This is a genomic window from Streptomyces sp. P9-2B-2, assembly GCF_030406865.1.
Lineage (GTDB): Bacteria > Actinomycetota > Actinomycetes > Streptomycetales > Streptomycetaceae > Streptomyces > Streptomyces platensis.
The window spans coordinates 4,361,923-4,388,899 of record NZ_CP129126.1; the positions used below are offsets into that span (position 1 = coordinate 4,361,923).

General features: G+C 72.3%; 25 protein-coding genes. 7 read left to right on the forward strand and 18 right to left on the reverse strand.

Annotated elements, in window-relative coordinates; translation table 11 throughout:
• Nucleotides 1-9 precede the first annotated feature (9 nt).
• The 3 genes from QT196_RS18995 to QT196_RS19005 all read left to right on the forward strand — a co-directional run bounded on the left by QT196_RS18995 (nucleotide 10) and on the right by QT196_RS19005 (nucleotide 3,335).
• Nucleotides 10-963, forward strand: a complete 954-nt coding sequence (locus QT196_RS18995; RefSeq protein WP_290355290.1) for an ABC transporter ATP-binding protein — start codon at nucleotides 10-12, stop codon at nucleotides 961-963.
• Complete coding sequence (locus QT196_RS19000) at nucleotides 960-2,600, forward strand: ABC transporter permease (RefSeq protein WP_266737335.1); 1,641 nt, start codon at nucleotides 960-962, stop codon at nucleotides 2,598-2,600. The genes QT196_RS18995 and QT196_RS19000 overlap by 4 nt, the downstream gene beginning before the upstream one ends.
• 273 nt (nucleotides 2,601-2,873) lie before the next feature.
• Nucleotides 2,874-3,335, forward strand: coding sequence for a calmodulin-binding protein (locus tag QT196_RS19005; protein WP_290355291.1), 462 nt, complete (start codon nucleotides 2,874-2,876; stop codon nucleotides 3,333-3,335).
• A 67-nt stretch (nucleotides 3,336-3,402) separates the two neighbouring features.
• Here the strand turns inward: QT196_RS19005 and QT196_RS19010 are convergent, their stop codons facing one another.
• The 14 genes from QT196_RS19010 to QT196_RS19075 form a co-directional block, all read right to left on the reverse strand.
• A complete protein-coding gene (locus tag QT196_RS19010; protein WP_127151835.1) occupies nucleotides 3,403-4,059 on the reverse strand; it encodes a response regulator transcription factor in 657 nt (218 codons plus the stop codon).
• On the reverse strand, nucleotides 4,056-5,432 hold the full coding sequence (locus tag QT196_RS19015) for a histidine kinase (RefSeq protein ID WP_248001209.1): 1,377 nt from the start codon (nucleotides 5,430-5,432) through the stop codon (nucleotides 4,056-4,058). Before QT196_RS19015 ends, QT196_RS19010 begins: the two co-directional genes overlap by 4 nt.
• 75 nt (nucleotides 5,433-5,507) lie before the next feature.
• On the reverse strand, nucleotides 5,508-6,299 hold the full coding sequence (locus tag QT196_RS19020; protein ID WP_168480240.1) for an alpha/beta hydrolase: 792 nt from the start codon (nucleotides 6,297-6,299) through the stop codon (nucleotides 5,508-5,510).
• On the reverse strand, nucleotides 6,296-7,627 hold the full coding sequence (kynU, locus tag QT196_RS19025; RefSeq protein ID WP_290355292.1) for a kynureninase: 1,332 nt from the start codon (nucleotides 7,625-7,627) through the stop codon (nucleotides 6,296-6,298). Before kynU ends, QT196_RS19020 begins: the two co-directional genes overlap by 4 nt.
• Nucleotides 7,620-8,528 (reverse strand): tryptophan 2,3-dioxygenase family protein, encoded by a 909-nt coding sequence (locus tag QT196_RS19030; RefSeq protein ID WP_290355293.1) that lies wholly within the window; start codon nucleotides 8,526-8,528, stop codon nucleotides 7,620-7,622. Before QT196_RS19030 ends, kynU begins: the two co-directional genes overlap by 8 nt.
• 221 nt (nucleotides 8,529-8,749) lie before the next feature.
• Nucleotides 8,750-9,163, reverse strand: coding sequence for a DUF3151 domain-containing protein (locus QT196_RS19035; protein WP_168480242.1), 414 nt, complete (start codon nucleotides 9,161-9,163; stop codon nucleotides 8,750-8,752).
• A gap of 242 nt (nucleotides 9,164-9,405) precedes the next feature.
• Complete coding sequence (locus QT196_RS19040; RefSeq protein WP_168480243.1) at nucleotides 9,406-10,926, reverse strand: MFS transporter; 1,521 nt, start codon at nucleotides 10,924-10,926, stop codon at nucleotides 9,406-9,408.
• Nucleotides 10,927-11,050: 124 nt separating this feature from the next.
• On the reverse strand, nucleotides 11,051-12,073 hold the full coding sequence (gene fbaA / locus QT196_RS19045; RefSeq protein ID WP_168480244.1) for a class II fructose-bisphosphate aldolase: 1,023 nt from the start codon (nucleotides 12,071-12,073) through the stop codon (nucleotides 11,051-11,053).
• A 218-nt stretch (nucleotides 12,074-12,291) separates the two neighbouring features.
• On the reverse strand, nucleotides 12,292-12,834 hold the full coding sequence (gene pyrE / locus QT196_RS19050; RefSeq protein ID WP_168480245.1) for an orotate phosphoribosyltransferase: 543 nt from the start codon (nucleotides 12,832-12,834) through the stop codon (nucleotides 12,292-12,294).
• 10 nt (nucleotides 12,835-12,844) lie between these two features.
• Nucleotides 12,845-13,708 (reverse strand): aldose 1-epimerase, encoded by an 864-nt coding sequence (locus tag QT196_RS19055; protein ID WP_168480246.1) that lies wholly within the window; start codon nucleotides 13,706-13,708, stop codon nucleotides 12,845-12,847.
• A gap of 242 nt (nucleotides 13,709-13,950) precedes the next feature.
• Nucleotides 13,951-14,901, reverse strand: coding sequence for an SRPBCC domain-containing protein (locus tag QT196_RS19060; protein WP_290355294.1), 951 nt, complete (start codon nucleotides 14,899-14,901; stop codon nucleotides 13,951-13,953).
• A 184-nt stretch (nucleotides 14,902-15,085) separates the two neighbouring features.
• Nucleotides 15,086-16,834, reverse strand: a complete 1,749-nt coding sequence (locus QT196_RS19065) for a polyamine aminopropyltransferase (RefSeq protein ID WP_290355295.1) — start codon at nucleotides 16,832-16,834, stop codon at nucleotides 15,086-15,088.
• A 254-nt stretch (nucleotides 16,835-17,088) separates the two neighbouring features.
• The gene (locus QT196_RS19070; RefSeq protein ID WP_085925555.1) at nucleotides 17,089-17,610 is read right to left on the reverse strand and encodes a DUF2617 family protein; all 522 of its coding nucleotides are present in this window, start codon (nucleotides 17,608-17,610) and stop codon (nucleotides 17,089-17,091) included.
• A 326-nt stretch (nucleotides 17,611-17,936) separates the two neighbouring features.
• Nucleotides 17,937-18,194 (reverse strand): hypothetical protein, encoded by a 258-nt coding sequence (locus QT196_RS19075; protein ID WP_266737349.1) that lies wholly within the window; start codon nucleotides 18,192-18,194, stop codon nucleotides 17,937-17,939.
• 233 nt (nucleotides 18,195-18,427) lie between these two features.
• On the opposite strand from QT196_RS19075, the gene QT196_RS19080 reads away from it, so the two are divergent.
• Complete coding sequence (locus QT196_RS19080; RefSeq protein ID WP_168480247.1) at nucleotides 18,428-19,606, forward strand: pyridoxal phosphate-dependent aminotransferase; 1,179 nt, start codon at nucleotides 18,428-18,430, stop codon at nucleotides 19,604-19,606.
• A 138-nt stretch (nucleotides 19,607-19,744) separates the two neighbouring features.
• On the opposite strand, the gene QT196_RS19085 is transcribed toward QT196_RS19080, so the two are convergent.
• Both QT196_RS19085 and clpB read right to left on the reverse strand, forming a co-directional pair.
• Nucleotides 19,745-20,281, reverse strand: a complete 537-nt coding sequence (locus QT196_RS19085; protein WP_085925552.1) for a YbjN domain-containing protein — start codon at nucleotides 20,279-20,281, stop codon at nucleotides 19,745-19,747.
• 192 nt (nucleotides 20,282-20,473) lie between these two features.
• On the reverse strand, nucleotides 20,474-23,137 hold the full coding sequence (gene clpB, locus QT196_RS19090; RefSeq protein ID WP_290355296.1) for an ATP-dependent chaperone ClpB: 2,664 nt from the start codon (nucleotides 23,135-23,137) through the stop codon (nucleotides 20,474-20,476).
• Between the two features lie 235 nt (nucleotides 23,138-23,372).
• Here clpB and QT196_RS19095 point away from each other — a divergent pair, with 235 nt between their 5' ends.
• From QT196_RS19095 to QT196_RS19105, 3 genes are all read left to right on the forward strand, one after another.
• Nucleotides 23,373-23,954: a Uma2 family endonuclease gene (locus QT196_RS19095; protein ID WP_168480249.1), complete on the forward strand. Its 582-nt coding sequence runs from the start codon at nucleotides 23,373-23,375 to the stop codon at nucleotides 23,952-23,954.
• Nucleotides 23,955-23,983: 29 nt separating this feature from the next.
• Nucleotides 23,984-24,388, forward strand: coding sequence for a pyridoxamine 5'-phosphate oxidase family protein (locus QT196_RS19100; protein WP_042151438.1), 405 nt, complete (start codon nucleotides 23,984-23,986; stop codon nucleotides 24,386-24,388).
• Nucleotides 24,389-24,828: 440 nt separating this feature from the next.
• Nucleotides 24,829-25,233: a hypothetical protein gene (locus tag QT196_RS19105; RefSeq protein ID WP_168480250.1), complete on the forward strand. Its 405-nt coding sequence runs from the start codon at nucleotides 24,829-24,831 to the stop codon at nucleotides 25,231-25,233.
• Between the two features lie 108 nt (nucleotides 25,234-25,341).
• Here the strand turns inward: QT196_RS19105 and QT196_RS19110 are convergent, their stop codons facing one another.
• Nucleotides 25,342-25,794 (reverse strand): helix-turn-helix domain-containing protein, encoded by a 453-nt coding sequence (locus tag QT196_RS19110; RefSeq protein WP_168480251.1) that lies wholly within the window; start codon nucleotides 25,792-25,794, stop codon nucleotides 25,342-25,344.
• A 1-nt stretch (nucleotide 25,795) separates the two neighbouring features.
• Nucleotides 25,796-26,965, reverse strand: a complete 1,170-nt coding sequence (dnaJ, locus tag QT196_RS19115; protein WP_168480252.1) for a molecular chaperone DnaJ — start codon at nucleotides 26,963-26,965, stop codon at nucleotides 25,796-25,798.
• Between the last annotated feature and the right edge of the window lie 12 nt (nucleotides 26,966-26,977).

Sequence of the window (26,977 nt, forward strand, 5' to 3'; positions counted from 1 at the left end):
TTCCAAAACATGACCACGGCAATGACGTCCGCCCCCGCGATCCGGGTCGACGGTCTCCGCAAGTCCTTCGGCCGCACCCACGCGCTGGACGGCCTCGATCTCCAGGTGGCGGCCGGTGAGGTGCACGGCTTCCTCGGCCCCAACGGCGCCGGCAAGTCCACGACCCTCCGTGTGCTGCTCGGCCTGCTGCGCGCCGACGGCGGCACGGCCCGGCTGCTGGGCAAGGACCCCTGGCAGGACGCCGTCGAGCTGCACCGCCGGATCGCGTACGTCCCCGGCGACGTGACCCTGTGGCGCAATCTGTCCGGCGGGGAGGTCATCGACCTCTACGGCCGGCTGCGCGGCGGGCTGGACGCCGCGCGCCGGGCCGAGCTCCTGGAGCGGTTCGAACTCGACCCCACCAAGAAGGGGCGGACCTACTCCAAGGGCAACCGCCAGAAGGTCGCCCTGGTCGCCGCCTTCGCCTCCGCCCCCGAGGTCGAGCTGCTGATCCTCGACGAGCCGACCTCCGGGCTCGACCCGCTGATGGAGGAGGTCTTCCAGAGCTGTGTCGCCGAGGAGCGCGACCGCGGCCGTACGGTCCTGCTCTCCAGCCATGTGCTGTCCGAGGTCGAGGCGCTCTGCGACCGCGTCAGCATCATCCGCAAGGGGCGGACCGTCGAATCCGGCTCCCTGGGCGAGCTGCGGCATCTGACCCGCACCTCGGTCACCGGCGAACTCACCGGCCCGCCCAACGGGCTGGCCACGCTGCCCGGCGTCCACGGCCTGTCCAGCCGGCCGCTCCCGGGGAGCCAGGGTCACCGCGTCCGCCTCCAGGTCGACACCGACAAGCTCGACGCCGTGCTCCGCTCGCTCGGCACCTCCGGCGTCCGCAGCCTCATCAGCACCCCGCCCACACTGGAAGAGCTCTTTCTGCGGCACTACCAGGACGACGCCCGCACCGACGGGGCGGTCGCGCGATGACCGCCGTGACCGCGGCCCCGCCCGCCCGCACCGCCCGCCCCCGTCATCTGGCGGGCACCGGCGCCCTGTTGCGCCTCGCACTGCGCCGCGACCGGCTGCTGATCCCGGCCTGGGTACTGGCCCTGGGCCTGTCCGTCGCCGGTATGGGCGCGTCCTTCGAGGCGGTCTACGACACCGCCGCCCAGCGCGCCGGACTGGCCGCCTCGATGAACCACAACGGCTCGATGCGCGCGTTGTACGGGCCGGTCTTCAGCGACTCCGTCGGCGGCCTGGTCGCCTGGCGGATGGCCGGTTTCGGTGCCGTCCTCGCCGCGGTGATGAGCCTGCTGATCGTGGTCCGGCACACCCGCGAGGAGGAGGAGACGGGCCGTCAGGAACTGCTCTCCGCCGCCATGGTGGGCCGCCGGGCACCGCTGACCGCGGCCCTGCTGACCGCGCTGCTCGCCAACGCCCTGCTGGCGGCGCTGATCGCGGGCGGATCGGTGCTGTCCGGGCGCCCCGCCGCCGGTTCGCTCGCGCTCGGCCTGGCCCTCGGCGGCACCGGCACCCTCTTCGCCGCCCTGGCCGCCGTCGCCGCCCAACTCACCGAGAGCGCACGGCTGGCGAAGGGGCTGACCGGCGCGGCCCTGGGCCTCGCCTTCGCGGTGCGCGCCGCGGGCGACGCCGCGACGGCCGGGTCCGGCTCCCCGCTCACCTGGGCCTCACCGATCGGCTGGTCGGAGAACCTCCGCCCGTACGCCGGTGAACGCTGGTGGATTCTGCTGCTGTTCCTCGCGGCGACCGCCCTGGCCGCCTCCGGCGCCTACGCCCTGACCGCCCGCCGGGACCTGGGCATGAGCTTCCTGCCCGCCCGTCCCGGACCGGCCGTCGCACCGCGCTCGCTGAGCGGCCCCTTCGGACTGGCCTGGCGCCTCCAGCGGACCACCTTACTGGGCTGGACGGGCGGTTTCCTCGGCGCGGGCGCACTGTTCGGCGGGATCGCCAAGGGCGCCGCCGACCTGGTCGGCGGCAATCGGCAGACCCGCGAGATCGTCGAGCGGATGGGTGGCCAACAGGGCCTGACCGAGGCCTTCCTGGCCACCATGACCGGGCTGCTCGGCATGGTCGCGGCGCTCTACGCGGCCGGTGCGGTGCTGCGGCTGCGCGGTGAGGAGACCGGGGAGCGCGCGGAGCCGGTGCTGGCCGGCGCGGTGAGCCGGCTCCGCTGGGCCGGCAGCCATCTGGCGCTCGCCTACGGGGGCACCGTCGTCATCCTGGCCGCCGGCGGACTGGCCCTGGGCCTGACCTACGGCCTCTCGGTCGACGACCCCGGCGGCCAACTGGGCCCGGTGCTGGCCGCGGCGCTCTCCCAGGTCCCGGCGGTCTGGACGCTCACGGGGCTGGCGGTCCTCGTCTTCGGCCTGCTCCCGAAGGCCACCCCCGCCGTCTGGGCGCTCGTCGGCGGCTGTCTGGCCCTCGGCTGGCTCGGCCCCTCGCTCAAGTTGCCCGCGTGGGCGATGAATCTGTCGCCGTACAGCCATCTCCCCAAGCTGCCCGGCGCCGACGCCACCGCCGCCCCGTTTCTCTGGCTGCTGGCGCTGTCCGTCCTCTTCGCCGCCGTGGGCCTGGTGGGCGTGCGGCGGCGGGACCTCGGCTGATCCCCCGGCGGCCGGTCGCCCGGCCGCCCCGGAAGACGTGCGCCGTCGGAGCCGTAGCGGACTCCGGCGGCGCACTGCCGGGTGCGGTGGCGCATCGGCACCGCACTGTCCACAGCCTGTGGATACAGCACATGCCGTGACCAACCGCCAGTCACTGTTCGCCATTTCACCTGGCGGTGTGTTAACTCGCAGTAACTCTGGAGCTTTTGGTAGTCCACCAGTTACTTTCCGTGCGCACGGTCGTGACCACGACCCGCGGCACCGGAGGGGTTCATGCGACGTATCACCACCAAGCTCGGCATTCTCGCGGCGGCGGCACTGCTCGCCGTCGCGGCGGCCGGACCGGCCCAGGGGAAGCAGACCGGCGGCGCCGGGCGCACCGGCACCGACGCGGCGGCCTACTTCGTGATGACCGATGTCACCCGCGCGGAATTCGTCATCAAGATCACCGACCCGCGCAAGATCCAGCACGCCCGGGATCTGCTGAGCGGCGCGACCAGCTCCGAGCCCCATGTCATCGGCCGGATCGACAAGCGCACCGCCCCGTACAACTGGCGCTGGAGCTTCCATCTCCGCCCGGAGACCATCGACTTCTTCGACTTCGCCATCGAGGTCTGCGACGCCACCACGCCCTATGTCGAGGACCATCTGGACGAGGCCGGCGGCCCGTTCCTGCCCGGACTGGTCTGGTGCCCCTGGAGCTCGGAGCTGGTGCGGGAGATCCCCCAGCCGTAGGGCGGTGTGCCGGGCCGCCGGCCGGGTCTCCCCCGCCGGCGGCCCGCGCGCGTCCCGCCCGGGGCGGTCAGCCGCCCGGCGTCACCAGGCGCGCCTCGTACGCGAACACCGCGGCCTGGGTGCGGTCGCGCAGCCCCAGCTTCACCAGGATGCGGCTGACATGCGTCTTCACCGTGGACTCGGCGACCACCAGATGCTCGGCGATCTCCCCGTTCGACAGGCCCTGGGCGACCAGCACCAGGACCTCGGTCTCGCGCTCCGTGAGGTCGGCGATCCGCTCCTGGGCCGGGGCGCGGGGGGTGCCGAGGCGGGAGAACTCGGAGATCAGGCGCTTGGTGACCGTCGGGGCGAGCAGCGCCTCGCCGGAGGCGACGATCCGGACGCCGTCGGCGAGCTGGCCGGCCGAGGCGTCCTTGAGCAGGAAGCCGCTGGCCCCGGAACGCAGCGCCTGGTAGACGTATTCGTCCAGGTCGAAGGTGGTCAGCACGAGGACCTTGGCGCTCTCGTCGGCGGCCACGATCTCGCGGGTCGCCTCCAGGCCGTTCATCTCCGGCATCCGGATGTCCATCAGGACGACATCGGGCTTGAGGACGGCGACCTTGCGCACCGCCTCGCGGCCGTCGACCGCCTCCCCGACGACCTCGATGTCCGGCATGGCGTTGAGCAGGACCGAGAAGCCCTCCCGGACCATCACCTGGTCGTCGACGATCAATACCCGGATCATGACCGGTTTCCCCCCGTCTTGGTCTGCCCGGCCGTGTTCGCCACCGGGATGAATGCCGCGACCTCGAAGCCGCCGTCCTCGGTGGGCTCGGCGGTCATCTCGCCGCCCAGCATTTGTACCCGCTCGCGCATTCCCAGCACACCGTGCCCCGCCCCCGGGGACGGCTTGGCCAGCCGGCTCGCCGCACCGTTGACGATCCGTACGCCCAGTCCGCCCAGCACATACGAGATCTCGACCCGGGCCTCGGCGCCCGGCGAGTGCCGCAGCGCGTTGCTCAGCCCCTCCTGCACGATCCGGTACGCGGACAGCTCGACGCCCTGCGGCAGCGGCCGGGGCGAACCGGTGACCACGGCCTCGACGACCAGTCCGGCGCCGCGCACGCTGTCCAGCAGCGAGTCGAGGCTGCCGAGCGTCGGCTGCGGGGCCTCCGGGTCGCTCTCGGCGAAGGCGTCCGGGTCGGCGGAGCGCACCACACCGAGGATGCGGCGCAGCTCGGCGAGCGCGGCGACGGCGTTCTCCCGGATGGTGGCGAAGGACGTGGCGAGCTCGGGCGGGGTGTCCTTGACGCGGTAGGGCGCCGCCTCGGCCTGGATGGCGATGACGGACATGTGGTGGGCGACGACGTCGTGCAGTTCACGGGCGATCAGGGCCCGCTCCTCCAGCAGCGTGCGCCGGGTGCGCTCCTCCTGGGTGACCGACTGCGTCTCGACGACCTGCCGGCGCTCCTCGCGCCAGGCCCGGACCGCGGCGGCGGCGATCAGCACCGCTCCGCAGAAGACCGCCACCACCGGTATATCGCCCGGGTCCGCGCCGACGAGCACCGTGAGGATCCCCGCCAGGCCAAAAGTGACCAGCCACATCTCCACGGCCAGCCGCGGCCGGGTGCGCAGCACCACGAGGACCATCACCGCGAGGAGGGTGGGAAATGCGCCGCTCCCGAAGAGGGTGGCGTACATGGTGGGGTACGAGGAGAAGACCGCCTCGGCGAACCCCAGGACGACGAACGCCAGCAGCGACAGCCAGTAGGCGCCCACCGGGCGGAAGAGGGTGAGCAGCGGCGGCGCGGCGACCAGCGCGGCGAAGCCGGCGGCCAGGAGGCCTTGCAGCGATCCGGCTCCGGAGTCGGCCATCCCGGCCAGGAACACCAGCACCGAGAAGAAACCGACGGTCAGGTGCGGCAGCCAGCGCGCCCAGCGCCGCAGCCGCTCCGGCAGCCAGGGCACCCAGCGGGAGATCTTGGCGTCCTCCAGCGGCGGCAGCGGGCGGAAGGCAAAGGCGTCGACGAACAGGTCCTGGCGCAGCCGGTGCAGCGCGCCATGGGCTATCCGTGCCTCCGAGCGCAGGGCGTCCTGCGACTGGGTCGTCTCGTTCACGCTGACAACGGTAAGCAACGCAGGGCCCCCACGGCGTCCTCACCAGTGGGGATCTGCGGGCGTCCGCCTCAAGTACTACGTGGTCGGTACGGGTGGCCCCAGACAGCCGACGAGCGTGTGACAGCTGGGGCTGCCGGGGGTCACGGGGGCGTAGTGGCCGACGCCGGGCAGCTCGCGCAGCTCCGTGCTGCCGGGATGCCGCGCGGCGTAGCGGCGGGAGAGCTCCACCGGCACCTCCGGGTCCTCGGTGCCGTGCAGGATCGTCACCGGGATGCCCGGTGACGGATGGCGCACCGGGTCGGCCGCGGCGAGGCGCTCCGGAAGGCCGGGGGCGTCGCCCAGCAGCTCGGCGACGGCGCCGTCGCTCAGCCCCAGTTCATGGGCGCGGGCCAGGTCGGCGACCGGTGCGACCGCGAGGACGCGGGTCACCGGGGTGCCGGGCCGGGCGGCGGCGAGCAGCGCGAGATGGCCGCCCGCGGAGTGCCCGGCCACGACCACACCGGGGTCCGCCGCGTCCTTCGCCAGGGCCGCGTGGGCGGCTCCGATGGCGGCCGTGACGTCCTCGAAGGTCTGCGGCGCCCCGCCGCCCGCGCCGACCCTGCGGTACTCGGCCAGCGCGACCGGCAGCCCCCGCCCGGCCAGCTCGGCGGCGAGCGGCGAGAGATGCCGGCGGTCGTAGGCCGCGCGCCAGAACCCGCCGTGCAGCAGGACGACCAGCGGGCCGCGGGCCGCCGCCCGCCCGCCGTCGCCCGCCCGCGGCTCGTAGACGTCGACGATCTGGTCCGGATGCGGCCCGTAGGCCACCGTCCGGTCCGGCGCCACCGGGGCGAGCCCCAGCAGCGCCGGTTCCTCGTCCGCCACGCTCACCCGGCGGCCCCGGACTCCACATCCGGCAGCGCGCCCAGCACCTCACCGAGGACCCGGGCGGCCCGCTCCGCGTCCGCGAAGGAGGTGTAGAGCGGGGTGAAGCCGAAGCGCAGCACGTCGGGGTGGCGGAAGTCGCCGACCACCCCGCGCCGGATCAGCTCGTCCATCACCTCGCCGGCGAGCGGGATGCCGCCCTGCCGGTCCGCGGCGAGCTGGGGAGAGCACGCCAGCGACACCTGGCTGCCCCGCCACTGATGGTCGGACGGGGTGACGGAACGCACCCGGCCCGGCGGCACATAGGCCGCCACACACTCCAGGAAGAAGTCGGTCAGTGCGAGGCTCTTGGTGCGCACCTCCTCGATGGCCACCCCGTCCCAGGCCTCCAGCGCCGCCTCCAGGGCGAGCAGCGACAGGATGTCCGGGGTGCCGACCCGGCCGCGCAGAATGCCGGCGGCCGGTTCGTAGGCGGGGTCCATGGCGAACGGCTCGGCATGCGAGTTCCAGCCCGGCAGCGGCGATTCGAACCGCTCCTGGAGGCTCTCGCGGATGTAGAGGTACGCGGGCGCGCCCGGGCCGCCGTTGAGGTACTTGTACGTACAGCCGACGGCGAGATCGACATGGTGCGCGTCGAGGCCGACCGGCAGCGCACCGGCGCTGTGGCACAGGTCCCAGACGGCCAGCGCGCCAGCGGAGTGCAGCGCGCGGGTGATGCCGGGCAGGTCGTTGAGCCGGCCGGTGCGGTAGTCGACGTGGTTGACCAGCGCCAGCGCGGTCCGCTCGGTGACCTCGTCGGCGATCCGCGCGGGCTCGACCGGGCGCACCGCGAGACCGGTCATCCGGGCCGCCGAGCGGGCGATATAGCCGTCGGTCGGGAACGTGGTGGCATCGACGAGGATCTCCGTGCAGCCCTTCCCGGCCATACGGACGCCGCCGATCAGGGCCTTGAAGATGTTGACGCTGGTCGAATCGCCGACCACCACCCGGCCCGGACCCGCCCCGATCAGCGGGGCGATCTTGTCGCCGATCCGCTCGGGCGCGGTCCACCAGCCGGACTCGTTCCAGGACCGGATGCGCAGCCGGCCCCATTCACGGGTGATGACATCGGCTATGCGGTCGGAGACCCCGCGGGGCAGCACCCCGAGGGAGTTGCCGTCCAGGTAGACGTCCGCGTCGCCGGACGCGTGATCGGGCGCGGGGTCCAGGACGAAGCGCTCACGGACCGCGGCGAGCGGATCGGCGGCGTCCAACTCCGCGGCCCGCACCGCCTGTTCACGGTCACCGGCGAGCTCGGTGCCGGTCGTCTCGGGGAATTCGGGGATCTCAGACATGGCTTCGCGCCGTCCACAGCTCGGGGAAGACGTTCTTGCGGGCCCGCTTCTCCAGCCAGGCCACCCCCGCGGAACCGCCGGTACCCATTTTCGCTCCCATCGCCCGCCACGTCGCGATCAGATGGTCGTTGCGCCAGCGCAGGACCAGCTCGCCGACATCGGTCAACACCTCGCCGAGCCGCACCAGCTCGGACTCCTGCGAACCGGCGTAGATCTCGGCCCAGACGGCCTCGACGGCCGGATCCGGTTCGTAACGCAGCGCCGGATCCCGCTCCAGCACCGCCTCGGGGACCGCCCAGCCGCGCCGGGCCAGCATCCGCAGCACCTCGTCCCACAGGCTCGGCTCCTGGAGGGCCTTCGCCAGCTCCGCGTGCTCCCGCGGCGCGCCCCGGTGCGGCACCAGCATGGACGCGGACTTCTCGCCCAGCAGGAACTCCATCCGCCGGTACATCGCCGACTGGAAACCGGAGCCTTCGCCGAGCGCGCTGCGGTAGGCGTTGAACTGCGCCGGAGTCAGCCGGGCCAGCGGCTTCCAGGCGGCGTTCAGCGCCTCCAGCTCGTACGCGGAGCGGCGCAGCGCCGCCATCGCCACCGGCAGATCGTCGCGCCGCAGCGCCTCGGCGGCGGTGCGCCACTCATGGACGATGACCGTGAACCACAGCTCCATGACCTGGGTGGTCACCAGGAAGACCATCTCGCCGGGGTCGTCGGAGAGCGGGTGCTGTAGATGGGTGAGCACGCCCGCCTGGACATAGTCCTCGTACGGGGTCGTACGGCTGCTGCCGATGCTCAGATCCGGGGCGAACGGCGGGTCCGACTCGGCGGTACCGGCCGAGAGAGGACACCCGGCGGGCGCGGTCGCTCCGCGGTCCGGAGGTTCGATGGGAGACGGCTGCGACATGAGGGACTCCTCAGGTGCGAACTACCGGGTAGCGGTCCGCCCCTTCCTTGTCGGCTCGGGAGCCCCGGTCCCCTCGGGCGCGGGATGGCCCGGCCCATGGAAATCATCGGTGCTGGGCAGCGACCGCGCAAGGGCCGGCCGCGATCGCGGCCGGCCCTTTGACCTGGGCGCTCCTGGGCAGGAGCGCGGACGGACCCGGCGCGGGGCCCGTCGGCGGCCCGTCAGGACAGGGTGTCGGCCGCGGTCGGCGAGGAGTCCCGCAGGAAGCTCATGCAGCGCTCGTACTCGTCCTGCTCGCCGATGGACTGGGCGGCGCGGGCGAGGGCGTGCAGCGCCCGGAGGAAGCCCCGGTTGGGCTCGTGCTCGAAGGGCACCGGACCGTGGCCCTTCCAGCCGGCCCGGCGCAGCGAGTCCAGGCCGCGGTGGTAGCCGGTGCGGGCGTAGGCGTACGACTCGACGACCCGGCCCCCCTCGAACGCGTCGTCCGCGAGCTGCGCCCAGGCCAGGGACGAGGTCGGGTACTTCGCGGCGACATCGGACGGTGCCGTGCCCGCGGCGAGCAGTTCGCGCGGCTCGGGATCGTCGGGCAGATGGGTCGGGGGCGGGCCCCCGAGGAGGTTTTCGTGAATGGGCATGGGTCTAGTTTGCCAGCGCGCTCCGCCGCGCGGCCCGTCCCACGTTTTTGGCTGTCCCGCCGTGGTGGTTTCTCGCCGTTGCGCCTGGCGGCGGGCCTTGTCCGCTGCGCGGGGCTGTCGGGGTGCGGTGACGGGCCTCCGGGGCAGGGGGGTGGGACTGCTTCGCTTTACGTCCCACACCCCTGCCCCTCCGGCCCGTCCCCTCCCGTTGTGGTGGGTGGAGGGGCGTGTGGGGGCTGGTGTTATCCCTCCGGTGTCCGGGGTTCCTCGCCCGGGTCCAATGGGGGTGCGCTCACCCCGCAGTGGTAGGTCGTTTTGGCGTGGCACGGCTCCTGGGCGCCTGGTTCGGGGCGTAGGGCGTCGGTGCGTACGGTGAGCCAGGCGATCAGGGAGCCGGCCACCAGGACGGCGGCGCACAGTGGCATGGCGCGGAGGAAGGCGGCGGCGAAGGCGTCGGGGGAGCGGTAGGCCTCGGGGCCGAAGCCTGCCAGCAGGGGGAGTGCCGCTACCGCCATCAGGCCCGCGGCCCGGGCGGCCGCGTTGTTGATGCCGCTGGCCAGGCCCGCCCGGTCGACGTCCACCGAGGCCAGGACGGTCGCGGTGAGCGGGGCGACCAGGGTCACCATTCCCGCGCCCAGCACCACCAGTGCGGGCAGCACATCGGTGAAGTAGGACGCGCCCCGGCCCACCCGCATCATCAGCAGCAGGCCCGCGGCGCACAGCAGCGGTCCGACGGTGAGCGGGAGCCGTGGGCCGGTGCGCTGGCCCAGTTCTCCGGAGCGGGCGGAGAGCAGCAGCATCAGCACGGTGGTGGGCAGCAGCGCGGTCCCGGCCTGGAGGGCCGAGTACCCCACCACGACCTGGAGCTGGAGCACGGAGAGGAAAAAGAAGCCGCTGAAGGCGGCGTAGACGCAGACCGTCACCGCGTTGATGGCGGAGAACTGGCGGATACGGAAGATGGCGGGCGGCAGCATCGGATCGGCCCGGCGCCGTTCGACCTGGACGAAGAGCACGCCGAGCAGCACCCCGGCCACCGCGGGAACGAGCACGCCGGGCCCGGCGCCCCCGTTCGGTGCGGCGATCAGTGCGTAGGTCACCCCGGCCAGCGCCAGCGCACCCAGCACCGCGCCCAGTACATCGAAGCCGCGGCGCCCGCGGGCACCGCGCTCCCGGGTCTCGGGTACGTGCCGCAGCGCCACCGGGACGCACACCGCGGCCAGCGGCACATTCAGGAAGAACACCCAGCGCCAGCCGGCGCCGTCCACCAGCCAGCCGCCGATGAACGGGCCCACCGCCGCGGCCACCCCGCCGAGCCCCGACCAGGCGCCAACCCCGCGGGCCCGGTCCTCGGGGCGGAGGACGGCCTGGATCAGTGCCAGTGAACCGGGCGTGAGCAGCGCCCCGCCGACGCCCTGGAGCGCACGGGCCGCGATCAGCACCCCGGCATGCGGAGCGAGTCCGCACAGCAGCGAGGCGGTAGCGAACCAGACCACGCCGATCACGAACACCCGGCGCCGGCCGAAGCGGTCGCCGAGCGCGCCGCCCAGCAGGATCAGTGAGGAGAGGGTGAGCAGGTAGGCGGTGACGGTCCACTGGAGGACCGCCAGATCCGCGTTGAGGTCCTCGCCGATCCGGGGCAGGGCGACATTGACGACCGTGCCGTCGAGCAGCGCCATCCCGGACCCCAGCACGGCCGTCAGCAGCACCCACCGGCCCTGTGCCGAGGCCAGCCGGACCGCGCCGGGCGCACTCGGTTCGCTCATACCGCGAGCATGCCCGCCCCCGCGCCCGCTCGCCCGCCCTGCGGCTGGCCGGGCGCACAAAGGCTCCGCATCCCGGACGGATGCGGAGCCCTGGTGCGCGGTGGCCGCTGGTGCGGCCCGCCGGTTACTTGATCTTGGTGCCGGTGGAGCGCAGGTTGGCGCAGGCCTCGGTGACCCGCTTGGCCATCCCGGCCTCGGCCAGCTTGCCCCAGCTGCGCGGGTCGTAGGTCTTCTTGTCGCCGACCTCGCCGTCGACCTTCAGCACACCGTCGTAGTTACGGAACATGTGGTCCGCGACCGGGCGGGTGAAGGCGTACTGGGTGTCGGTGTCCAGGTTCATCTTGACCACGCCGTTCTCCAGCGCGGTGGCGATCTCCTGCTCGGTGGAGCCGGAGCCGCCGTGGAAGACGAAGTCGAACGGGGCGGCCTTGCCGTACTTGGCGCCCACGCCCTCCTGAAGGTCCTTCAGCAGCTCGGGACGGAGCACGACGTTGCCCGGCTTGTAGACGCCGTGGACGTTGCCGAAGGAGGCGGCGAGCAGGTAGCGGCCCTTCTCGCCCAGGCCCAGCGCCTCGGCGGTGCGCAGCGCGTCGTCGACCGTGGTGTAGAGCTCGTCGTTGATCTCGTGGGTGACGCCGTCCTCCTCGCCACCGGTCGGGGTGATCTCGACCTCAAGGATGATCTTGGCGGCGGCGGCCTTGGCCAGCAGCTCCTGGCCGATGGCCAGGTTGTCGGCCAGGTTCTCGGCCGAACCGTCCCACATGTGGGACTGGAACAGCGGGTTCTGGCCCTTGGCGACGCGCTCCGCGGAGATGTCCAGCAGCGGGCGTACGTAGCCGTCCAGCTTGTCCTTGGGGCAGTGGTCGGTGTGCAGCGCGACGGTGATGTCGTACTTGGCGGCGACGACGTGCGCGAACTCGGCGAGCGCCACCGCACCGGTGACCATGTCCTTGTTGTACTGGCCGCCCAGGAACTCCGCACCACCGGTGGAGATCTGGATGATGCCGTCGCTCTCGGCCTCGGCGAAGCCCCGCAGCGCGGCGTGCAGCGTCTGCGTCGACGTGACGTTGATGGCCGGGTAGGCGAACTTGCCTGCCTTCGCCCGGTCGAGCATCTCGTTGTAGACGTCGGGGGTTGCGATGGGCATCTGTCCGCTCCTTGTGTATGCGGGTGTGCGTTCTTGGCCCTGACCAGGGGGCGAGGACTTCGCCGAGCACATCTTCCCAGACAAGGCCCTTCGCTCCACATTGCCTGTCCGGCCGTCCCACTCCCTGGGCAGTCGGTTTCACGTGAAACCGACTGCCCTTCGGCAAAGCCGCAGGTCAGTGCGGAATGCCCGCTTCCGGTGCGGCTGTCGCGCCGGTCTCAGCCCAGGTCGAGGTCGCCCAGCTGGTAGCCCGTGATATAGGGCAGACCGGCCTCGGCGATGGCCGGGGCGGCACCGCGGTCCACGATCGTTGCCACCGCGACGACCTCGGCGCCCGCCTCACGCGCCGCCTCGACGGCGGTCAGCGGCGAGCCACCGGTGGTGGAGGTGTCCTCGACGATCAGGACCCGGCGGCCCTTGATGTCCGGACCCTCGATACGGCGCTGCATGCCGTGCGCCTTCTGCGCCTTGCGGACGACGAAGGAGTCCAGCCGGCCGCCGCGCGCCGCGGAGGCGTGCAGCATCGAGGTCGCGACCGGATCGGCGCCGAGCGTCAGCCCGCCGACCGCCTCGTAGTCCAGGTCGGCGGTGATGTCGAGCATCAGCTGACCGACCAGCGGCGCGGCCTCGCCGTCCAGGGTGATCCGGCGCAGGTCGATGTAGTAGTCGGCCTCCTTGCCGGAAGAAAGCGTCACCTTGCCGTGCACCACGGCCTTGTCCTTGATCTGGCGCAGCAGCTCGCCGCGCACGTCGTCACTCATGCGCACGAGCTTAGGCGGTGCCCCGGGACAGGTTCCGCCAGCTCCAGGTCACGGAGATCTCCAGCGGGTCGATCGGCGTGACCAGGCGCGGCAGGGTGTTGAGGCCGTTCGGCGGGCCGGTCTGCGGCTCGACACAGACCGCGGCCTCCTGCTCGTCGTAGACCACGGCCCATTCGGCGCGGCTGGCGATCTTCAGCTCCAGGCGGCCCGGCCAGGTGAGCGTGGCCGCCACGCCCTGCGGCATGCCGAAGCAGTCGTCCCAGGGGCCCGGCTTCGGCGGGATCCGGCGGCCGGTCGGAAGATGGTCCGCGCCCCGCTCCTCCTGCCACTCGGGCCCGAAGTCGAGGTGGACGTCCTTGCCGCCCTCCCCGAGGTTCCGCAGGAACCAGGGGTGCCAGCCGGCCTGCGCGGGGAAGGAGTCGGCGGTCGCCTCGACGCCCATGGTGAGGGTGAGCGAACCGCCGTCCTCGGCGAGCTCGACGAGCTGGGTGACCTGCCCCGGGTACGGCCAGGGCGCCGCCGGGTCCCTGAGGTCGTAGGTGAAGACGCCCTCCGTGGCGCTCGTCCGCACCGTGCGCCAGCGCAGGTCGCGGCCGGTGCCGTGGATGGCGTGCGGCGCGGCGTTGAGCGGCATGTGGTGCAGCTCGCTGCCGTTGCGGAACTCCCCGTGGGCGAGCCGGCCGCACCACGGCACCATCGGGAAACAGCCGTATTTCGGGCCCTGCCGCAGCAGTTCCGTACCGCCGATGCGCAGACTCGCGATCCGGCAGCCGAGGTCCGGCCGGACGGTCAGTTCGGTGTCTCCGGCGGCCAGCCGTACGCCCTCCGGCGCCTGCGTCCGCGCCGCGCCCTGCGTGGTGTTGTCAGTGCTCACGGGACCGAGCCTAGGGGGTGTCTCTTCGATGTCCGTGGATCAGCCTGCGGTGTCTGGTGCCGTGCATCGCAAGGCGGAGCGTCTCCCTCGGACTGGGTGTCCGTGGGTGATGCGACAACGCCGCGAGGTGCGGTGCCAGACACCGCAGGCCCACGGAGATCGGAGAGACACCCCCTAGCGACGCACCGCGCGCATCGTGGGACGCCGTACGGGCCACGGCCACCGTGGGCCGCGGCCCCGGGTCAGCGGCGCCGGCGCAGGACCCGGCCGACGACCACCGCGGACGCCAGCACCACCGCGGCGGCGGGCGCCGCCCAGCGCAGGGTCAGCGAGGTGCCGTTCGACTCGGGCGCGGGCACCGGCGCGTACCGGCCGCGCGGCGGGGCGTGGTCGACCTCTTCCGCGCTGCGGCCGATCATCGTGCGGCGGGCGTGCGCGGCCTCGGCGGGGGCGAGCCGGTCCGCGTCGTCCCCGTAGGCGTGCTCGGGGTGCGCAGCGGAGAACGTGTCCGCCGCCTCGCCCGCGTCGAGGTCCGCACCGGCCTCGTCCGCGGCATCGAGATCCGCCGTCTCGCCGTCGTCCTCATCGCTGCTGGGGTCCAGGGACGGCGGCGGCACCTCGGTGTCGAACACCCGGGATCCGGCCGCGTCCTGGGCGTCACCGGCCGGTGCGGCGGCGTCGTCCGGTCCACCGTCGTCGGCCGCTCCGGCCTCGCCGGTCACCGGCCGCCGCCACAGGTCCGCCGCCAGGTTCTCCGCGAAACGGTCCAGCAGCCGGCGGCCCACGGAGGCGGCGGACCGGTCGGTGGCCTCGGCGAGCCGGCCGTCGCGGTGGACCGTGCCGGAACAGCGCAGCGTCGTGCCGGGGCCGGGCTCGGTGGCCGGGGAGAGCCGTACGGCCAGGGTCAGCGCGACCGCCCCGTCGCCCCGCGCCTCGGTCCCCTTCGCCTCGACGGTCACGGCGGCCGCACCGTCGTCGCCGGTTGCGTCGTCGGCGGCGGCGCCGACCGTCAGCGTGCCGCGATAGGTGATGGTGGAGCTTCCGATACGCAGGCGCAGCCGGCCCTCCGGACAACCCGGGGCCGCATCGGCGTCGAGCTGGACTCCTGGCACACAGCGCGCCACCCGCTCCGGCTCGGTGAGCGCCTGCCGCACGGTCCCGACGGGAAACGGAACGTACACCTCATGCTCCATGACATGGGAGCCTACCCAGCGCCCGGGAACCCGTGCCCGCCCACGCGGAACTTTCTGCCACCGGGCCGGAACCGCCGGGCAGGAACCACCAGGCCGGAACCGCCGCGCCGCTGCCCGCCGCCCGCACCCCCCGAGATCCGCAGCGGGTGCCCGCCGCCCAGGCACCGCCCCGCGCCGGGCCCGCTCAGTCCTGATACCGCGGATGCATCAGCGTCGACGCCGGCAGCCCGGCCCTCCGCTCACGGGTCTCCGCGCGCCGCCCGGCCCACAGTTCCTCGGCGCTGAGACCGGCCAGCGGGGGAGCGTCGGGGGCCAGCCCGAACGCCGGACGGTGCCGCGCGGCCAGCACGAAGCCCCAGTACCGGGTCCCGGGCGGCGCCGCGGCGGCCGGGTCCCGGGGGGACCTCCCGGCGTCAGCCGGGGGATCACCCTCGGCCGGGACGGTGCCCGCCGAGCGATCCGGGCCGCCGGAGAAGGCCGCGGGCCGGCCGGACAGCCGGTACGGCACCGTCGCCAGGCCCACCGACCGGACCGTCGACTCCACCGTCCAGTACATCCGCGCGCGCTCGATCGGCGGCCCGGCGTGCACCACCAGCCGCCCGTCGCGGGCCAGCAACTGCGCCGCCAGGCCGTAGAACTCCTGCGAGTAGAGCTTGGTGCACGCGGTGATCCCGGCGTCGGGAAGGTCGGAGACGATGACGTCGTACGGCGCCGCCCGGCGGCCGGGGCCGCGGACGCCCCGCTGCCGCAGCCAGTCGAAGGCGTCGGCGGTCACCGTCCGCACCCGGGGGTCGACGAGCGAGTGTCGGTTGAGGCGGGTGAGGCCGGGGTCGGTGCGCGCCAACCGCAGGACGCCGGGGTCGAGTTCGACGACGGTCACCGAGCGGACCGCGCGGTAGCGGAGGATCTCGCGCACCGCGAGGCCGTCGCCACCGCCGAGCACCAGCACCCGGCCGTGCGGGCCGCCCGCCATCGCCGGGTGCACCAGCGCCTCGTGGTAGCGGAACTCGTTCTCCGCGCTGACGCGGAGCCGGCCGTCGAGATACAGCGCCAGCGGTCCGCCGGAACCTTTCCTCTCGTGTCCCGCACCGGCTCCGGCGCCCGTCCCGCCGGTCATCACCACTTCCTGGACGCCGGTCTGCACCGCGACCCGGGCCGAGGAGCCGTACACCGCCAGCCGGGCGGCCCGTTCGAAGGGCGTCGCCAGCACCACGCCCGCGGCGAGCAGCGCGAGGACCAGGGCATTGGCACCGAAGAGCGCCCAGCGGGCACGGGCGCTGAGGTCGCGGCGGAACAGCCACAGCACCAGCACGGCGCCGGCCACCGCGTTGACGGCGCCGGTGAGCAGCGCACCGGTCAGCTGGCCGAAGCCCGGCAGCAGCAGAAACGGAAAGGCCAGCCCGCCGACGAGCGCGCCGACATAGTCCGCGGCGAAGAGATCGGCGACCGCGCCGCCCGCGTCCTGCCGGCGTACCCGCTGGATCAGCGTCATCAGCAGCGGCACCTCGGCGCCGATCAGGATGCCGATGGCCAGCGAGAAGCCGACGAGCGCGGAGCGGGACTGCCCGAACCAGGCGAAGCAGGCGTAGAGCGCCATCGCGGAGGTGCCGCCGACCAGCGCGAGACCGGCCTCCACCGCGCCGAAGCCGACCGCCGCCCGGCAGCGCAGCCGCTTGGCGAGCAGCGCGCCGATGCCCATCGCGAAGACCATGACGGACAGCACGACCGATGCCTGGGTGACGGAGTCGCCCACCAAGTACGTTGCCAGGGCGACCAGTTCGAGTTCGTAGACCAGACCGCAGGCGGCGCAGACGAAGACGACGGCGAGGACGAGCAGCCGGCCGAGCCCGGCCGGCACGGGCAGTCGCGCCGGTGTCATGTCGTCCGGCGGGCCGGGAGCGCCGACGCGGGCGGACTCTGACGGGTCGATCATAAAATGAACGCTACGTGACGGTTCTGTGGCGCTCCGTCACCCACACGAGTAGACCTCGCGGGCTACACCCCTCGGTCGGGGCATTGCCGAACCGTGGGCCGCGAGGGCACATCGCATCGCACCGGCCGCGCGCGCCGCACCCTCCGCGCCCTCCCGAACCTCCACGCCCCCGGCGCACAGCCCCCGCGCCCCTCGCATCCCACACTTCCCCACGCCCTCCGGCCGACCGGACCGGTCACCGGCGACCGCCCCCGCTAGACCGCCGCGACCCTCGCCCGTACGCCCACGCGGGTACGGGTGGCCACCAGGCGGCCCTCCTGCGGATACGCGTGCCAGGTCCGCCAGCGCACCTGCCCCTGCTGACGCTGCGCCAGCATCGCGGTGAAGGCGTGCGGCGAGCCGGGGAACGTACCGGCGAGACCGTGCGGATGCTCCGCCACCAGCGCGAGCAGCTCCTGCGCCCGCCCGGCGAACGAGCCGCGCGAGAGGGTCTCCACATGGGCGGCGAATTCGTACTCCCAGTCCCCCAGCCGCTTCGCCACCCCGAGCGGCAGCGGAGTGCTGCTGCCCGGCATACAGGCGACCGTTTCGGAACAGGTGCCGTGCTCCTCCTCGAGAAGCACCTGGTGAGAAGCGCCGAGCAGCCTCAACTGCACCTGGGCGTCCTGGAGTTGGAGATCGAGTACGGCGAGGGCGGGCAGGGGTTCCCTGCCCAGCGCCCAGGCCAGGTCGGAGGCACGGGTATCGGTGTACGCCGTCGTCAAAGAGGTGAGCATGGGTCGGCTCCGCAAGCACGCAGTGGAATGGTGGGCCGGCCCGCCCGAAAAGGATCAGGGATGTACGACTGCCTGCCGGCTCGTGCCCACGTGGGGTCGGAGAACGTGGGGGATTCTCTGGGGAGAGGCAATCATGAAAGGCCCGTCGCCCACAGCGCTTTTACCCATCTCCTCCGGGTTTCCATCCGCTCGGGGGCCTTGCAGTTCAGTTGTTCAACGACCAAGCGCCCGGCGGGTGTTGGCCCTTCGACCAGCACCCGCCGGGCGCATATGCGACAAGCAACTAGCCATCCGCACATATGGAGTTGGCGCGGCGCGCCCTCGGCTCAGGAGCCGCCGCCACCGCCACCGCCGCAGCCGCCACCACCGCCGCCGCCACCGCAGGAGGACCCGCCACAGGAGGATCCGCCGCCGCATCCACCGTGGTGGTGGCCGCCCGAACCCCCGTCACCGCCGGCCCACCAGCTGCCGCCGCCCGCGCCGCCGGAGCCCCGTCCGCCCCTGCCGCCCGAACCGCTCCGCGAGGCCAGGGCCACCAGGCCGATTACCCCCGCGCAGATCACCAGGAAAACCACAATCCCCATATGCCTCACACTCCTTTTCATCCCCCGAAGCGTGGGGGCACCTCCCACGCCCTTGAGGCAGTGGGGGCGCATCCGCTCCGTCCGGCGCCCGGTGCGCCGCTCCGGCGCCGTCCGGCACCGTGAGCCGTCTTCGTCGACGGCCGTCTCATTCCTTCGTGCGGGGCTGATGCCCCGGCCCCGGCGTCTCAAAGCACAGTTGAGGAAGTCCAGAGGTTCGGCGGAGGATGGCGTCCATGGACCGACCGCTGCTCAACCGCCGCCTCGCCGAATTCGGCACGACGATCTTCGCCGAGATGTCGGCGCTCGCCGTACGCACCGGCTCCATCAACCTCGGCCAGGGTTTCCCCGACGCCGACGGGCCCGAAGAGGTCAGGGAGGCGGCGGTGCGCGCGCTGCGCGACGGCCGCGGCAACCAGTACCCGCCCGGCCCCGGCATCCCCGAACTCCGCACCGCCGTCGCCGCCCATCAGCAGCGCTTCTACGGCCGGCTCGGCCTCTCCTACGACCCCGACACCGAGGTCCTGATCACGGCGGGCGCCACCGAGGCGCTCGCGGCCTCCCTGCTGGCGCTGCTGGAGCCCGGCGACGAGGTCATCGCGCTGGAGCCGTACTACGACTCGTACGCCGCCGGTATCGCGCTGGCGGGCGGCCGCCGCGTCCCGGTGACCCTGCGCGCGGACCCGGAATCCGGCAGCTACCGCCTCGACCTGGACGAACTGCGCGACGCCGTCACCAGCAAAACCCGCCTGATCCTCCTCAACACCCCGCACAACCCCACCGGCACCGTCCTGACCCGCGACGAGCTCGCCGAGATCGCCCGCCTCGCCTGCGAGCGCGACCTCCTCGTCATCACCGACGAGGTCTACGAGCACCTCGTCTTCGAGGGCGAGCACCTCCCGCTCGCGTCGTTCCCCGGAATGCGCGAACGCACCGTCACCATCGGCTCAGCAGGCAAGACTTTTTCGTTCACGGGTTGGAAAGTCGGCTGGGTCACCGCAACGGCGGAACTGGTGAGCGCGGTCCGCTCCGCCAAGCAGTTCCTCACCTACGTCTCCGCCGGCCCCTTCCAGTACGCCGTCGCCGAGGCACTCGCCCTCCCCGACAGCTACTTCACGGAACTCCGCGACGACCTGCGCACCAAGCGCGACATCCTCGCCACCGGCCTCACCGACGCCGGCTTCCAGGTCTTCCGCCCCTCGGGCACCTACTTCATCACCACCGACATCCGCCCCCTCGGCCACGACGACGGCTTCGCCTTCTGCCGCACCCTCCCCGAGCGCGCCGGCGTCGTCGCCATCCCCAACGCCGTCTTCTACGACCACAAGGACCAGGGCGCCCCCTACGTCCGCTTCGCCTTCTGCAAGCGCACGGACGTCCTCCAGGAGGCGGCGGACCGCTTGAAGCGGCTGTAACGGCCCTCGGACGAAGCCGCCCTCAGGCCTGGAGCGCCAGCCGCGTCCCCGGCCTCCCCCGGGCGCAAACAGACGCGGGCCCCGGAGCCGTACAGCTCCGGGGCCCGCGCAGCAGGGTGGGTGTGGGACGGACGGGGCTCAGGCCTCGTCGTCACCCGGCTTTTCGTCGGAGTCGCCTTCGATCTCGGCTTCCAGGCCGAGCTGCTCGACGATCCACTTGTCGAATTCGATGGAGGCGCGGACCCAGCTGACCGTGCTCGACACAAAGTGTTCGAGCGAGACACCGGTGCCGATCAGCATCGATGCCTCACCGATCAGACGGACCGTGCCGTCGTCGTGGGTGTGGGTGTAGGCCTTGGGCCACAGCGTCCGGCGGTTCCAGTCGTCGATCGCCTCCAGCAGCTTCGACTTCTCGTCGATGCCGTGGGCGCGGTCATAGAACGTACGGACGGAGAAGATCTGCTGCTCCTCCTCGCCCCGGAACATGAAGTACGTGCGGAACTGCTCCCACGGGGCGGCGAGGTCACCCTCCTCGTCGACTACGTACTTCAGCTCCATCTGGTCGAGGAGCTGCTTGACCAGGTCCTGGTCTGGCACGACGGGACCATCAGGCCCCGACGGCTCGGGTTCGGGCTGGCCCCCGAAATTCGGAATCGAGGACGGGTCGATGCTCACCGTGGAATTCCCTTCGTATGGTCCCTGCCATCCTCCCCCACATCCGCCCCGTCGTGGCAACCCGGCCGGGGAGGAGGCGGGCGAGGTGTCGCCCTCGCCCGGGGCAACGATCGGCCGGGCGGGCCGGGCGCGTGGCCATGGCGGCGGTCGGCCCGCGGGGCCGGGCAGGTAGGCACCCGGCCACCGCCACGGTCAGCCCGTGGGCCTCCCGGCCGCCTCCACCGACAGCTGATCGCCGTCCACGTCCACCCGCACGGTGTCCCCCTCCAGCACCTCGCCCGCCAGGATGGCGCGGGCGAGCTGGTCGCCGATGGCCGTCTGGATCAGGCGGCGCAGCGGCCGGGCACCGTAGGACATGTCCGGGGCGGGGGCGTCGACGAGCGGTTCTCCCCCTAGCCCTGGCGGGCTGGGAGGTACCCCCAGGCCGAGCCGGGCGAGCCAGGTCAGGGCGCGGTCGGTGACGTCCAGCGTCAGCCGGCGGTCGCCGAGGCGGCGCTGGAGATGGCCGAGCTGGATACGGGCGATCCGCTGGAGCTGGTCCGTGCCGAGCGGGTGGAAGACCACCACGTCGTCGAGCCGGTTGAGGAATTCGGGCCGGAAGGCGGCCCGGACGGTCTCCAGCACCTTCTCCTTCTTCTGGTCCTCCTTGAGCAGCGGGTCCATGAGGAAATTCGACCCGAGGTTGGAGGTCAGGATGAGGATGGTGTTGCGGAAGTCGACGGTGCGGCCCTGGCCGTCCGTGAGCCGGCCGTCGTCGAGGACCTGGAGCAGGATGTCGAAGACCTCGTGGTGGGCCTTCTCCACCTCGTCCAGCAGGATGACGGAGTAGGGGCGGCGGCGGACCGCCTCCGTCAGCTGGCCGCCCTCCTCGTAGCCGACATAGCCGGGCGGCGCGCCAACCAGCCGCGCGACGCTGTGCTTCTCGCTGTACTCCGACATGTCGATCCGGACCATCGCCCGCTCGTCGTCGAAGAGGAAGTCCGCGAGCGCCTTGGCCAGCTCCGTCTTGCCGACGCCGGTCGGGCCGAGGAAGAGGAACGAGCCGGTGGGGCGGTCCGGGTCGGCGATACCGGCGCGGGTGCGGCGTACGGCGTCGGAGACGGCGCGGACGGCCTCGGTCTGGCCGATCAGCCGCTTGCCGAGCTCCTCCTCCATCCGCAGCAGCTTCTGGGTCTCGCCCTCCAGGAGGCGGCCGGCCGGGATACCGGTCCAGGCGCCGACCACATCCGCGATGTCGTCCGGCCCGACCTCCTCCTTGACCATGGACTCCTTGGACGCCTCCTGCTCGGCCTCGGCGGCGGCCGCCTCCTCCAGCTCGTGCTCCACGCCCGGGATCTCGCCGTAGAGCAGCTTGGAGGCGGTGTCGAAGTCGCCGTCGCGCTGGGCGCGCTCCGCCTGGCCGCGCAGCTCGTCGAGCTTCTCCTTGAGCGCACCGACGCGGTTGAGGCTCTGCTTCTCCTTCTCCCAGCGGGCGGTCAGGCCGCGCAGCTCCTCCTCCTTGTCGGCGAGGTCCTTGCGCAGCTTCTCCAGCCGCTGGACGGAGCCGGCGTCGGTCTCGTTGCGCAGCGCCAGCTCCTCCATCTTGAGCCGGTCGACGGCGCGCTGGAGCTCGTCGATCTCCACGGGCGAGGAGTCGATCTCCATACGGAGGCGGGAGGCGGCCTCGTCGACCAGGTCGATGGCCTTGTCGGGCAGGAAGCGGGAGGTGATGTAGCGGTCGGAGAGCGAAGCGGCGGCGACCAGCGCGGAGTCCGCGATCTGCACCTTGTGGTGGGCCTCGTAGCGGCCCTTGAGCCCGCGCAGGATGGCCACCGTGTCCTCGACGGTCGGCTCGGAGACCAGCACCTGCTGGAAGCGCCGCTCCAGCGCCGGATCCTTCTCGATCCGCTCGCGGTACTCGTCCAGCGTCGTCGCGCCGACCATCCGCAGCTCACCGCGGGCCAGCATCGGCTTGAGCATGTTGCCCGCGTCCATGGACGAGTCGCCGCCGGCACCCGCGCCGACGACGGTGTGCAGCTCGTCGATGAAGGTGATGATCTGGCCCTCGCTGGACTTGATCTCCGCCAGGACGGTCTTCAGCCGCTCCTCGAACTCACCGCGGTACTTGGCACCCGCGACCATCGCCCCCAGGTCCAGCGCGACCAGCCGCTTGTTGCGCAGCGACTCGGGCACGTCGCCCTTGACGATCCGCTGCGCCAGCCCCTCGACGACGGCGGTCTTGCCGACGCCCGGCTCACCGATCAGCACCGGGTTGTTCTTCGTACGGCGGGAGAGCACCTGCACCACGCGGCGGATCTCGTGGTCCCGGCCGATGACCGGGTCGAGCTTGCCCTCGCGGGCGGCCGCGGTGAAGTCCGTACCGAACTTCTCCAGCGCCTTGTACGTGCCCTCCGGGTCGGCGTTGGTCACCCGCTGCCCCCCGCGGTTCGCCTCGAAGGCGGCCAGCAGCTTCTTGGCGGAGGCGCCCTGCTGCTCCAGCAGCTCGCCGGTGCGCCCGCCCTTGGCGGCGATGCCGATGAGGAGGTGCTCGGTGGAGACATACGCGTCACCGAGGTCCTTGGCGCGCTGGGTGGCGTCGGCGATGGCGGAGAGCAGATCGCGGTCCGGCTGCGGCGGTGCGACCGTCGAGCCCTGCACGCTGGGCAGCGCGGCCAGCTGACGCTCGGCGCCGTTGCGCAGCGCGGCGGCGTCCGCCTCGACGTCGGCCAGCAGGTCCATGATGTTCTCGTTGTCCTGCCCGGCCAGCAGCGCGAGCAGGAGATGCGCGGATGTCATGTCCGCGTGCCCGGAGGTGACCGCCCGATCATTGGCGGCGCTCAGTGCCTCCCGGCTCTTGTTGGTCAGCTCGGCGTCCACGTCCTCGCGATCCTCCTCGACTCGTCCTGCCCGGCCTCAGCGCCCAGTCTGGACCCACTCCGGCACATCCTGCACATACCAACGTGCGATAAGTTGAGTCTATTCCACTCAAGGCTGCGGAAGCGAGCCCCCTCGCCCACTGCTCGCTCACTCGTGCGAGGGAATCAGGGCCGATCGCCCCGCCACTGCCCGCGCCGCCCGCCGACACTGGCCTTCGACCACAAGGAGGTGCAGCATGACGGCTATGGCACACGCGCCTATGCCCACCGACGAAGAAACCCTCCTGGATTACTTCCTCGCCTTGGAGACGCCCACGGGCTTCCGAGCCGAGCTGATCGAGGGGGAGATCGTCGTGACACCACCCACGGACGGCACACATGAGCACTGCTTCAGCAGGGTGGTCTCGCAGATCATGCGAAAGTCCGCGGTGGACATGGATGTCTCCGGCTACAAGGGGCTCGCCATGCCGCGCGGCGGTAGGTGTCCCAAGAATCATGTGATCCCGGATGCCACCATCGCCCCCAGCGAGATCCGCCTGTTCCGCGGCGCGGAACCCTGGATGCCCAGCGACGGAGTCGCCATGGTCGTCGAAGTGACATCGAGCAATCCGGAACGCGACCGGAAGGCCAAGCGGCACTGCTACGCCCGCGCCGGCATCCCGCTCTACCTGCTCGTGGACCGCGGCAAGTCCACCCTCACGCTGTTCAGCGAGCCGTCCGGGGACGACTACGCAGGGCACAACACCGCCCCCATCGGCAAATCCCTCCCCCTCCCCGCCCCCTTCTCCTTCGACTTGGAAACCATCGACTTCCTCTGACCCCCGGGCCCCGAACTACCCTGGCCCCCATGGCCCATGACCTCAGTGCCCTCAGCCCGGAATATCTCGCCTTCTGGGGCGAGTATCTGATGCCGACACTCACCACGCTGCGTACGGACGGGACGCCCCATGTCGTTCCGGTAGGCGTCACCTACGACGCCGGGCAGCGGATCGCGCGGATCATCACCCGCAAGGACAGTGCCAAGGTCAAGAACATCCTCGCCGCCGGGGCGGACGGTGCCACCGTCGCCGTGTGCCAGGTCGACAAGGGGCGCTGGGCGACGCTGGAGGGCCGGGCCCGGGTGCGTACGGACGCCGAGTCGGTGGCCGACGCGGTGCGCCGGTACGCCGAGCGGTACGGCCGGACGCCGACGCCCAACCCCGACCGCGTCATGATCGAGATCGCGGTGACCAAGGCGATGGGCCGGGCCTGAGCACCGGCCCGAGAGCCGCTCCCCCTCCCGAACGGACGCCTCCGCCCCGCTGACGGCGCCCCACTCGCCCGCTGGCCGGAAACGGTCCCTCCGGATCTGCTCCGGGCCACCCACCTGGTACTCAAGAGCGACGGGAACCGAACAGCTCCGCGCAATCACGGACGACATCGGACCTGTCCCCTGCAAAAGACAGCAGCTGGAGGCCGTATGGCGTCGGCAGTGTGCAACGTGACAACGGTTCCGCGCCGTCCGTCCCCCGCCCGGCCGCATCCGCACGCCGAGCTCTGCCCGCGCTGCGGCGGCCAGCTCGCGGTCAATCAGGACGGCTGGAAGATCTGCCACGCCTGCGGCTATGCCTCGCCGCCCGGTACAGCCCCTCCTCCACGGGCCGCTCGCGGGGGTATCGTCGCCCCCACAGTCGCCACGCCCCGGAGGGCACGATGAACTCGGTCCGAGTCACGGCGATCGCCTGCCTGATGCCGCTGTCCGAGCTGGACGAGGATCCGTTCCTGGTCGATGACCGCAGCCAGCACGACATGTGCAAGCAGTGGGCGGCGGCCCGTGACTACCACCTGACCTGCCAGCTCAGCCTGCACCAGCTGCGCGCCGACCACAGCGCGCTGTGGTCGGACGTCGAAGAGGGCCTGGTCGATGTGTTCGTGGCGCCCAACCGCCGGGCGCTGGAGAACGCCATCGCCGGCGCGGACGAGTTCACCAAGCGTTGCGCCGCGGCCGGCGTCCGCCTGGAGACCGCCGACCTCGACGAGCCGGTCTACACCCTGGCGATGAAGTCGCAGGTGCACCGGCGGCTGTCGATGCCGACGGCCGGATACAACGGCTGCTGAACGGCCCGCCGCCGGGCGCGCGGGCGGATACGGAAACGCGAGAAGGGCCGGGGCTCCCCGGCCCTCCGTCACGTCATACGCCGGGTGTCCACGCCCCGGCCGCGGCCGTCACTCCGGCCGCTTGGGGCGCCAGACCACCAGCGCGCTGGTCTGCTGCACATCCTGATACGGCACCAGATCGCGCCGATAGGAGGCGTGCACCGCCGCCTCCCGCTGCTGCATCGCGCTGGCCGCGCCCTCCAGGGCGCCCTGGAGCTCGACGACCCGCTGCTGGAGGGCCGTGACCTGGTTTTCCAGCTCGATGATGCGCTTGATGCCGGCGAGGTTGATGCCCTCGTCCTGGGACAACTGCTGCACCGCACGGAGCAGTTCGATGTCCCGGGCCGAATAGCGGCGGCCCCGCCCGGCCGTGCGGTCGGGCGAGACCAGCCCCAGCCGGTCGTACTGACGGAGGGTCTGCGGATGCAGGCCGGAGAGCTGAGCCGCGACGGAGATGACGTACACCGGCGACTCATCGGTCAGTTCATAGGGGTTACGACGCTGCCCGCCCCGGCTGTCCATCTCAAGCTCCCTTCGCGGCCTGGAACAGCTCTGCCCGCGGGTCCGGGCCCGCGGTCGCCTCGCGATAGGACTCCAGCGACTCCTTCGCCTTGTCGCTGAGGTCACCGGGGACCAGCACCTCTATGGTGACCAGCAGATCCCCCCGGGTGCCGTCCTTCCGGGCCGCACCCTTGCCACGGGCCCGCATGGTGCGTCCGTTGGGGGTACCGGCCGGCAGCTTCAGCGTCACCGGCGGACCGCCCAGTGTCGGCACCTTGACCTCCCCGCCGAGCGCGGCCTCCGGGAAGGTGACCGGCACCGTGATGGTGAGGTTGTCGCCCTTGCGGCCGAAGACCGGGTGGGCGTCGACATGCACGACCACATACAGATCGCCCGCCGGGCCGCCCTGCTCGCCCGGGGCGCCCTTGCCGCGCAGCCGGATGCGCTGCCCGTCCGAGACACCCGCGGGGATACGGACCTGCATCGTGCGCGCGCTGGTCGCCCGCCCGCTGCCCTTGCAGACCTCGCAGGCGTCCTGGGCGATCAGGCCCCGGCCCTTGCAGTCGGCGCACGGGTCGGTGAGCGAGAAGCCGCCACCCGCGCCCCGGCTGACCTGGCCGGTGCCGACACAGGTCGGGCAGACCCGCGGCGTACCGTTCTTGTCGCCGGTGCCGGAACACGCCTTGCACGGCGCCTGGCTGGACATCCGCAGCGGGACCGTGGCCCCGTCGACCGCCTCGGTGAAGCTGAGCGTCACCTCGGACTCGATGTCCTGGCCCCGGCGCGCATGGGTACGGGTACCGGCGCCGCCGCGGTTGAACAGGCCGCCGAAGACGTCCCCGAGCCCGCCGCCGAAGCCTCCGCCGCCGCCCTGGCCCTGCGAACCCCCGAAGAGGTCGCCCAGGTCGAAGTTGAAGTTGCCGCCGCCGCCCGGCCCCGGCCGGTAGCCGCCGTTGCCGAACAGCGCGCGCGCCTCGTCGTACTCCTTGCGGCGCTTGGCGTCACCCAGGACGTCGTTGGCCTCGGAGATCTCCTTGAAGCGCTCCTCGGCCTTGGCGTCGCCCTTGTTGGCGTCCGGGTGGAACTCGCGGGCGAGCTTCCGGTACGCCTTCTTGATCTCCGCTTCGGTGGCGTCCTTCGGGACGCCGAGGACCTTGTAGTAGTCCTTCTCGACGAAGTCCTTGGTGCTCATCCCCGACGTCCC

Excerpts from the sequence above, each read along its gene's own strand:
- QT196_RS18995 (WP_290355290.1), top strand. The coding sequence starts at position 10 with ATGACCACGGCAATGACGTCCGCCCCCGCGATCCGGGTCGACGGTCTC.
- QT196_RS19000 (WP_266737335.1), top strand. The coding sequence starts at position 960 with ATGACCGCCGTGACCGCGGCCCCGCCCGCCCGCACCGCCCGCCCCCGT.
- QT196_RS19005 (WP_290355291.1), top strand. The coding sequence starts at position 2,874 with ATGCGACGTATCACCACCAAGCTCGGCATTCTCGCGGCGGCGGCACTG.
- QT196_RS19010 (WP_127151835.1), bottom strand. The coding sequence starts at position 4,059 with ATGATCCGGGTATTGATCGTCGACGACCAGGTGATGGTCCGGGAGGGC.
- kynU (WP_290355292.1), bottom strand. The coding sequence starts at position 7,627 with ATGTCTGAGATCCCCGAATTCCCCGAGACGACCGGCACCGAGCTCGCC.
- QT196_RS19030 (WP_290355293.1), bottom strand. The coding sequence starts at position 8,528 with ATGTCGCAGCCGTCTCCCATCGAACCTCCGGACCGCGGAGCGACCGCG.
- QT196_RS19035 (WP_168480242.1), bottom strand. The coding sequence starts at position 9,163 with ATGCCCATTCACGAAAACCTCCTCGGGGGCCCGCCCCCGACCCATCTG.
- QT196_RS19040 (WP_168480243.1), bottom strand. The coding sequence starts at position 10,926 with ATGAGCGAACCGAGTGCGCCCGGCGCGGTCCGGCTGGCCTCGGCACAG.
- fbaA (WP_168480244.1), bottom strand. The coding sequence starts at position 12,073 with ATGCCCATCGCAACCCCCGACGTCTACAACGAGATGCTCGACCGGGCG.
- pyrE (WP_168480245.1), bottom strand. The coding sequence starts at position 12,834 with ATGAGTGACGACGTGCGCGGCGAGCTGCTGCGCCAGATCAAGGACAAG.
- QT196_RS19060 (WP_290355294.1), bottom strand. The coding sequence starts at position 14,901 with ATGGAGCATGAGGTGTACGTTCCGTTTCCCGTCGGGACCGTGCGGCAG.
- QT196_RS19065 (WP_290355295.1), bottom strand. The coding sequence starts at position 16,834 with ATGATCGACCCGTCAGAGTCCGCCCGCGTCGGCGCTCCCGGCCCGCCG.
- QT196_RS19070 (WP_085925555.1), bottom strand. The coding sequence starts at position 17,610 with ATGCTCACCTCTTTGACGACGGCGTACACCGATACCCGTGCCTCCGAC.
- QT196_RS19075 (WP_266737349.1), bottom strand. The coding sequence starts at position 18,194 with ATGGGGATTGTGGTTTTCCTGGTGATCTGCGCGGGGGTAATCGGCCTG.
- QT196_RS19080 (WP_168480247.1), top strand. The coding sequence starts at position 18,428 with ATGGACCGACCGCTGCTCAACCGCCGCCTCGCCGAATTCGGCACGACG.
- QT196_RS19095 (WP_168480249.1), top strand. The coding sequence starts at position 23,373 with ATGACGGCTATGGCACACGCGCCTATGCCCACCGACGAAGAAACCCTC.
- QT196_RS19100 (WP_042151438.1), top strand. The coding sequence starts at position 23,984 with ATGGCCCATGACCTCAGTGCCCTCAGCCCGGAATATCTCGCCTTCTGG.
- QT196_RS19105 (WP_168480250.1), top strand. The coding sequence starts at position 24,829 with ATGAACTCGGTCCGAGTCACGGCGATCGCCTGCCTGATGCCGCTGTCC.
- QT196_RS19110 (WP_168480251.1), bottom strand. The coding sequence starts at position 25,794 with ATGGACAGCCGGGGCGGGCAGCGTCGTAACCCCTATGAACTGACCGAT.
- dnaJ (WP_168480252.1), bottom strand. The coding sequence starts at position 26,965 with ATGAGCACCAAGGACTTCGTCGAGAAGGACTACTACAAGGTCCTCGGC.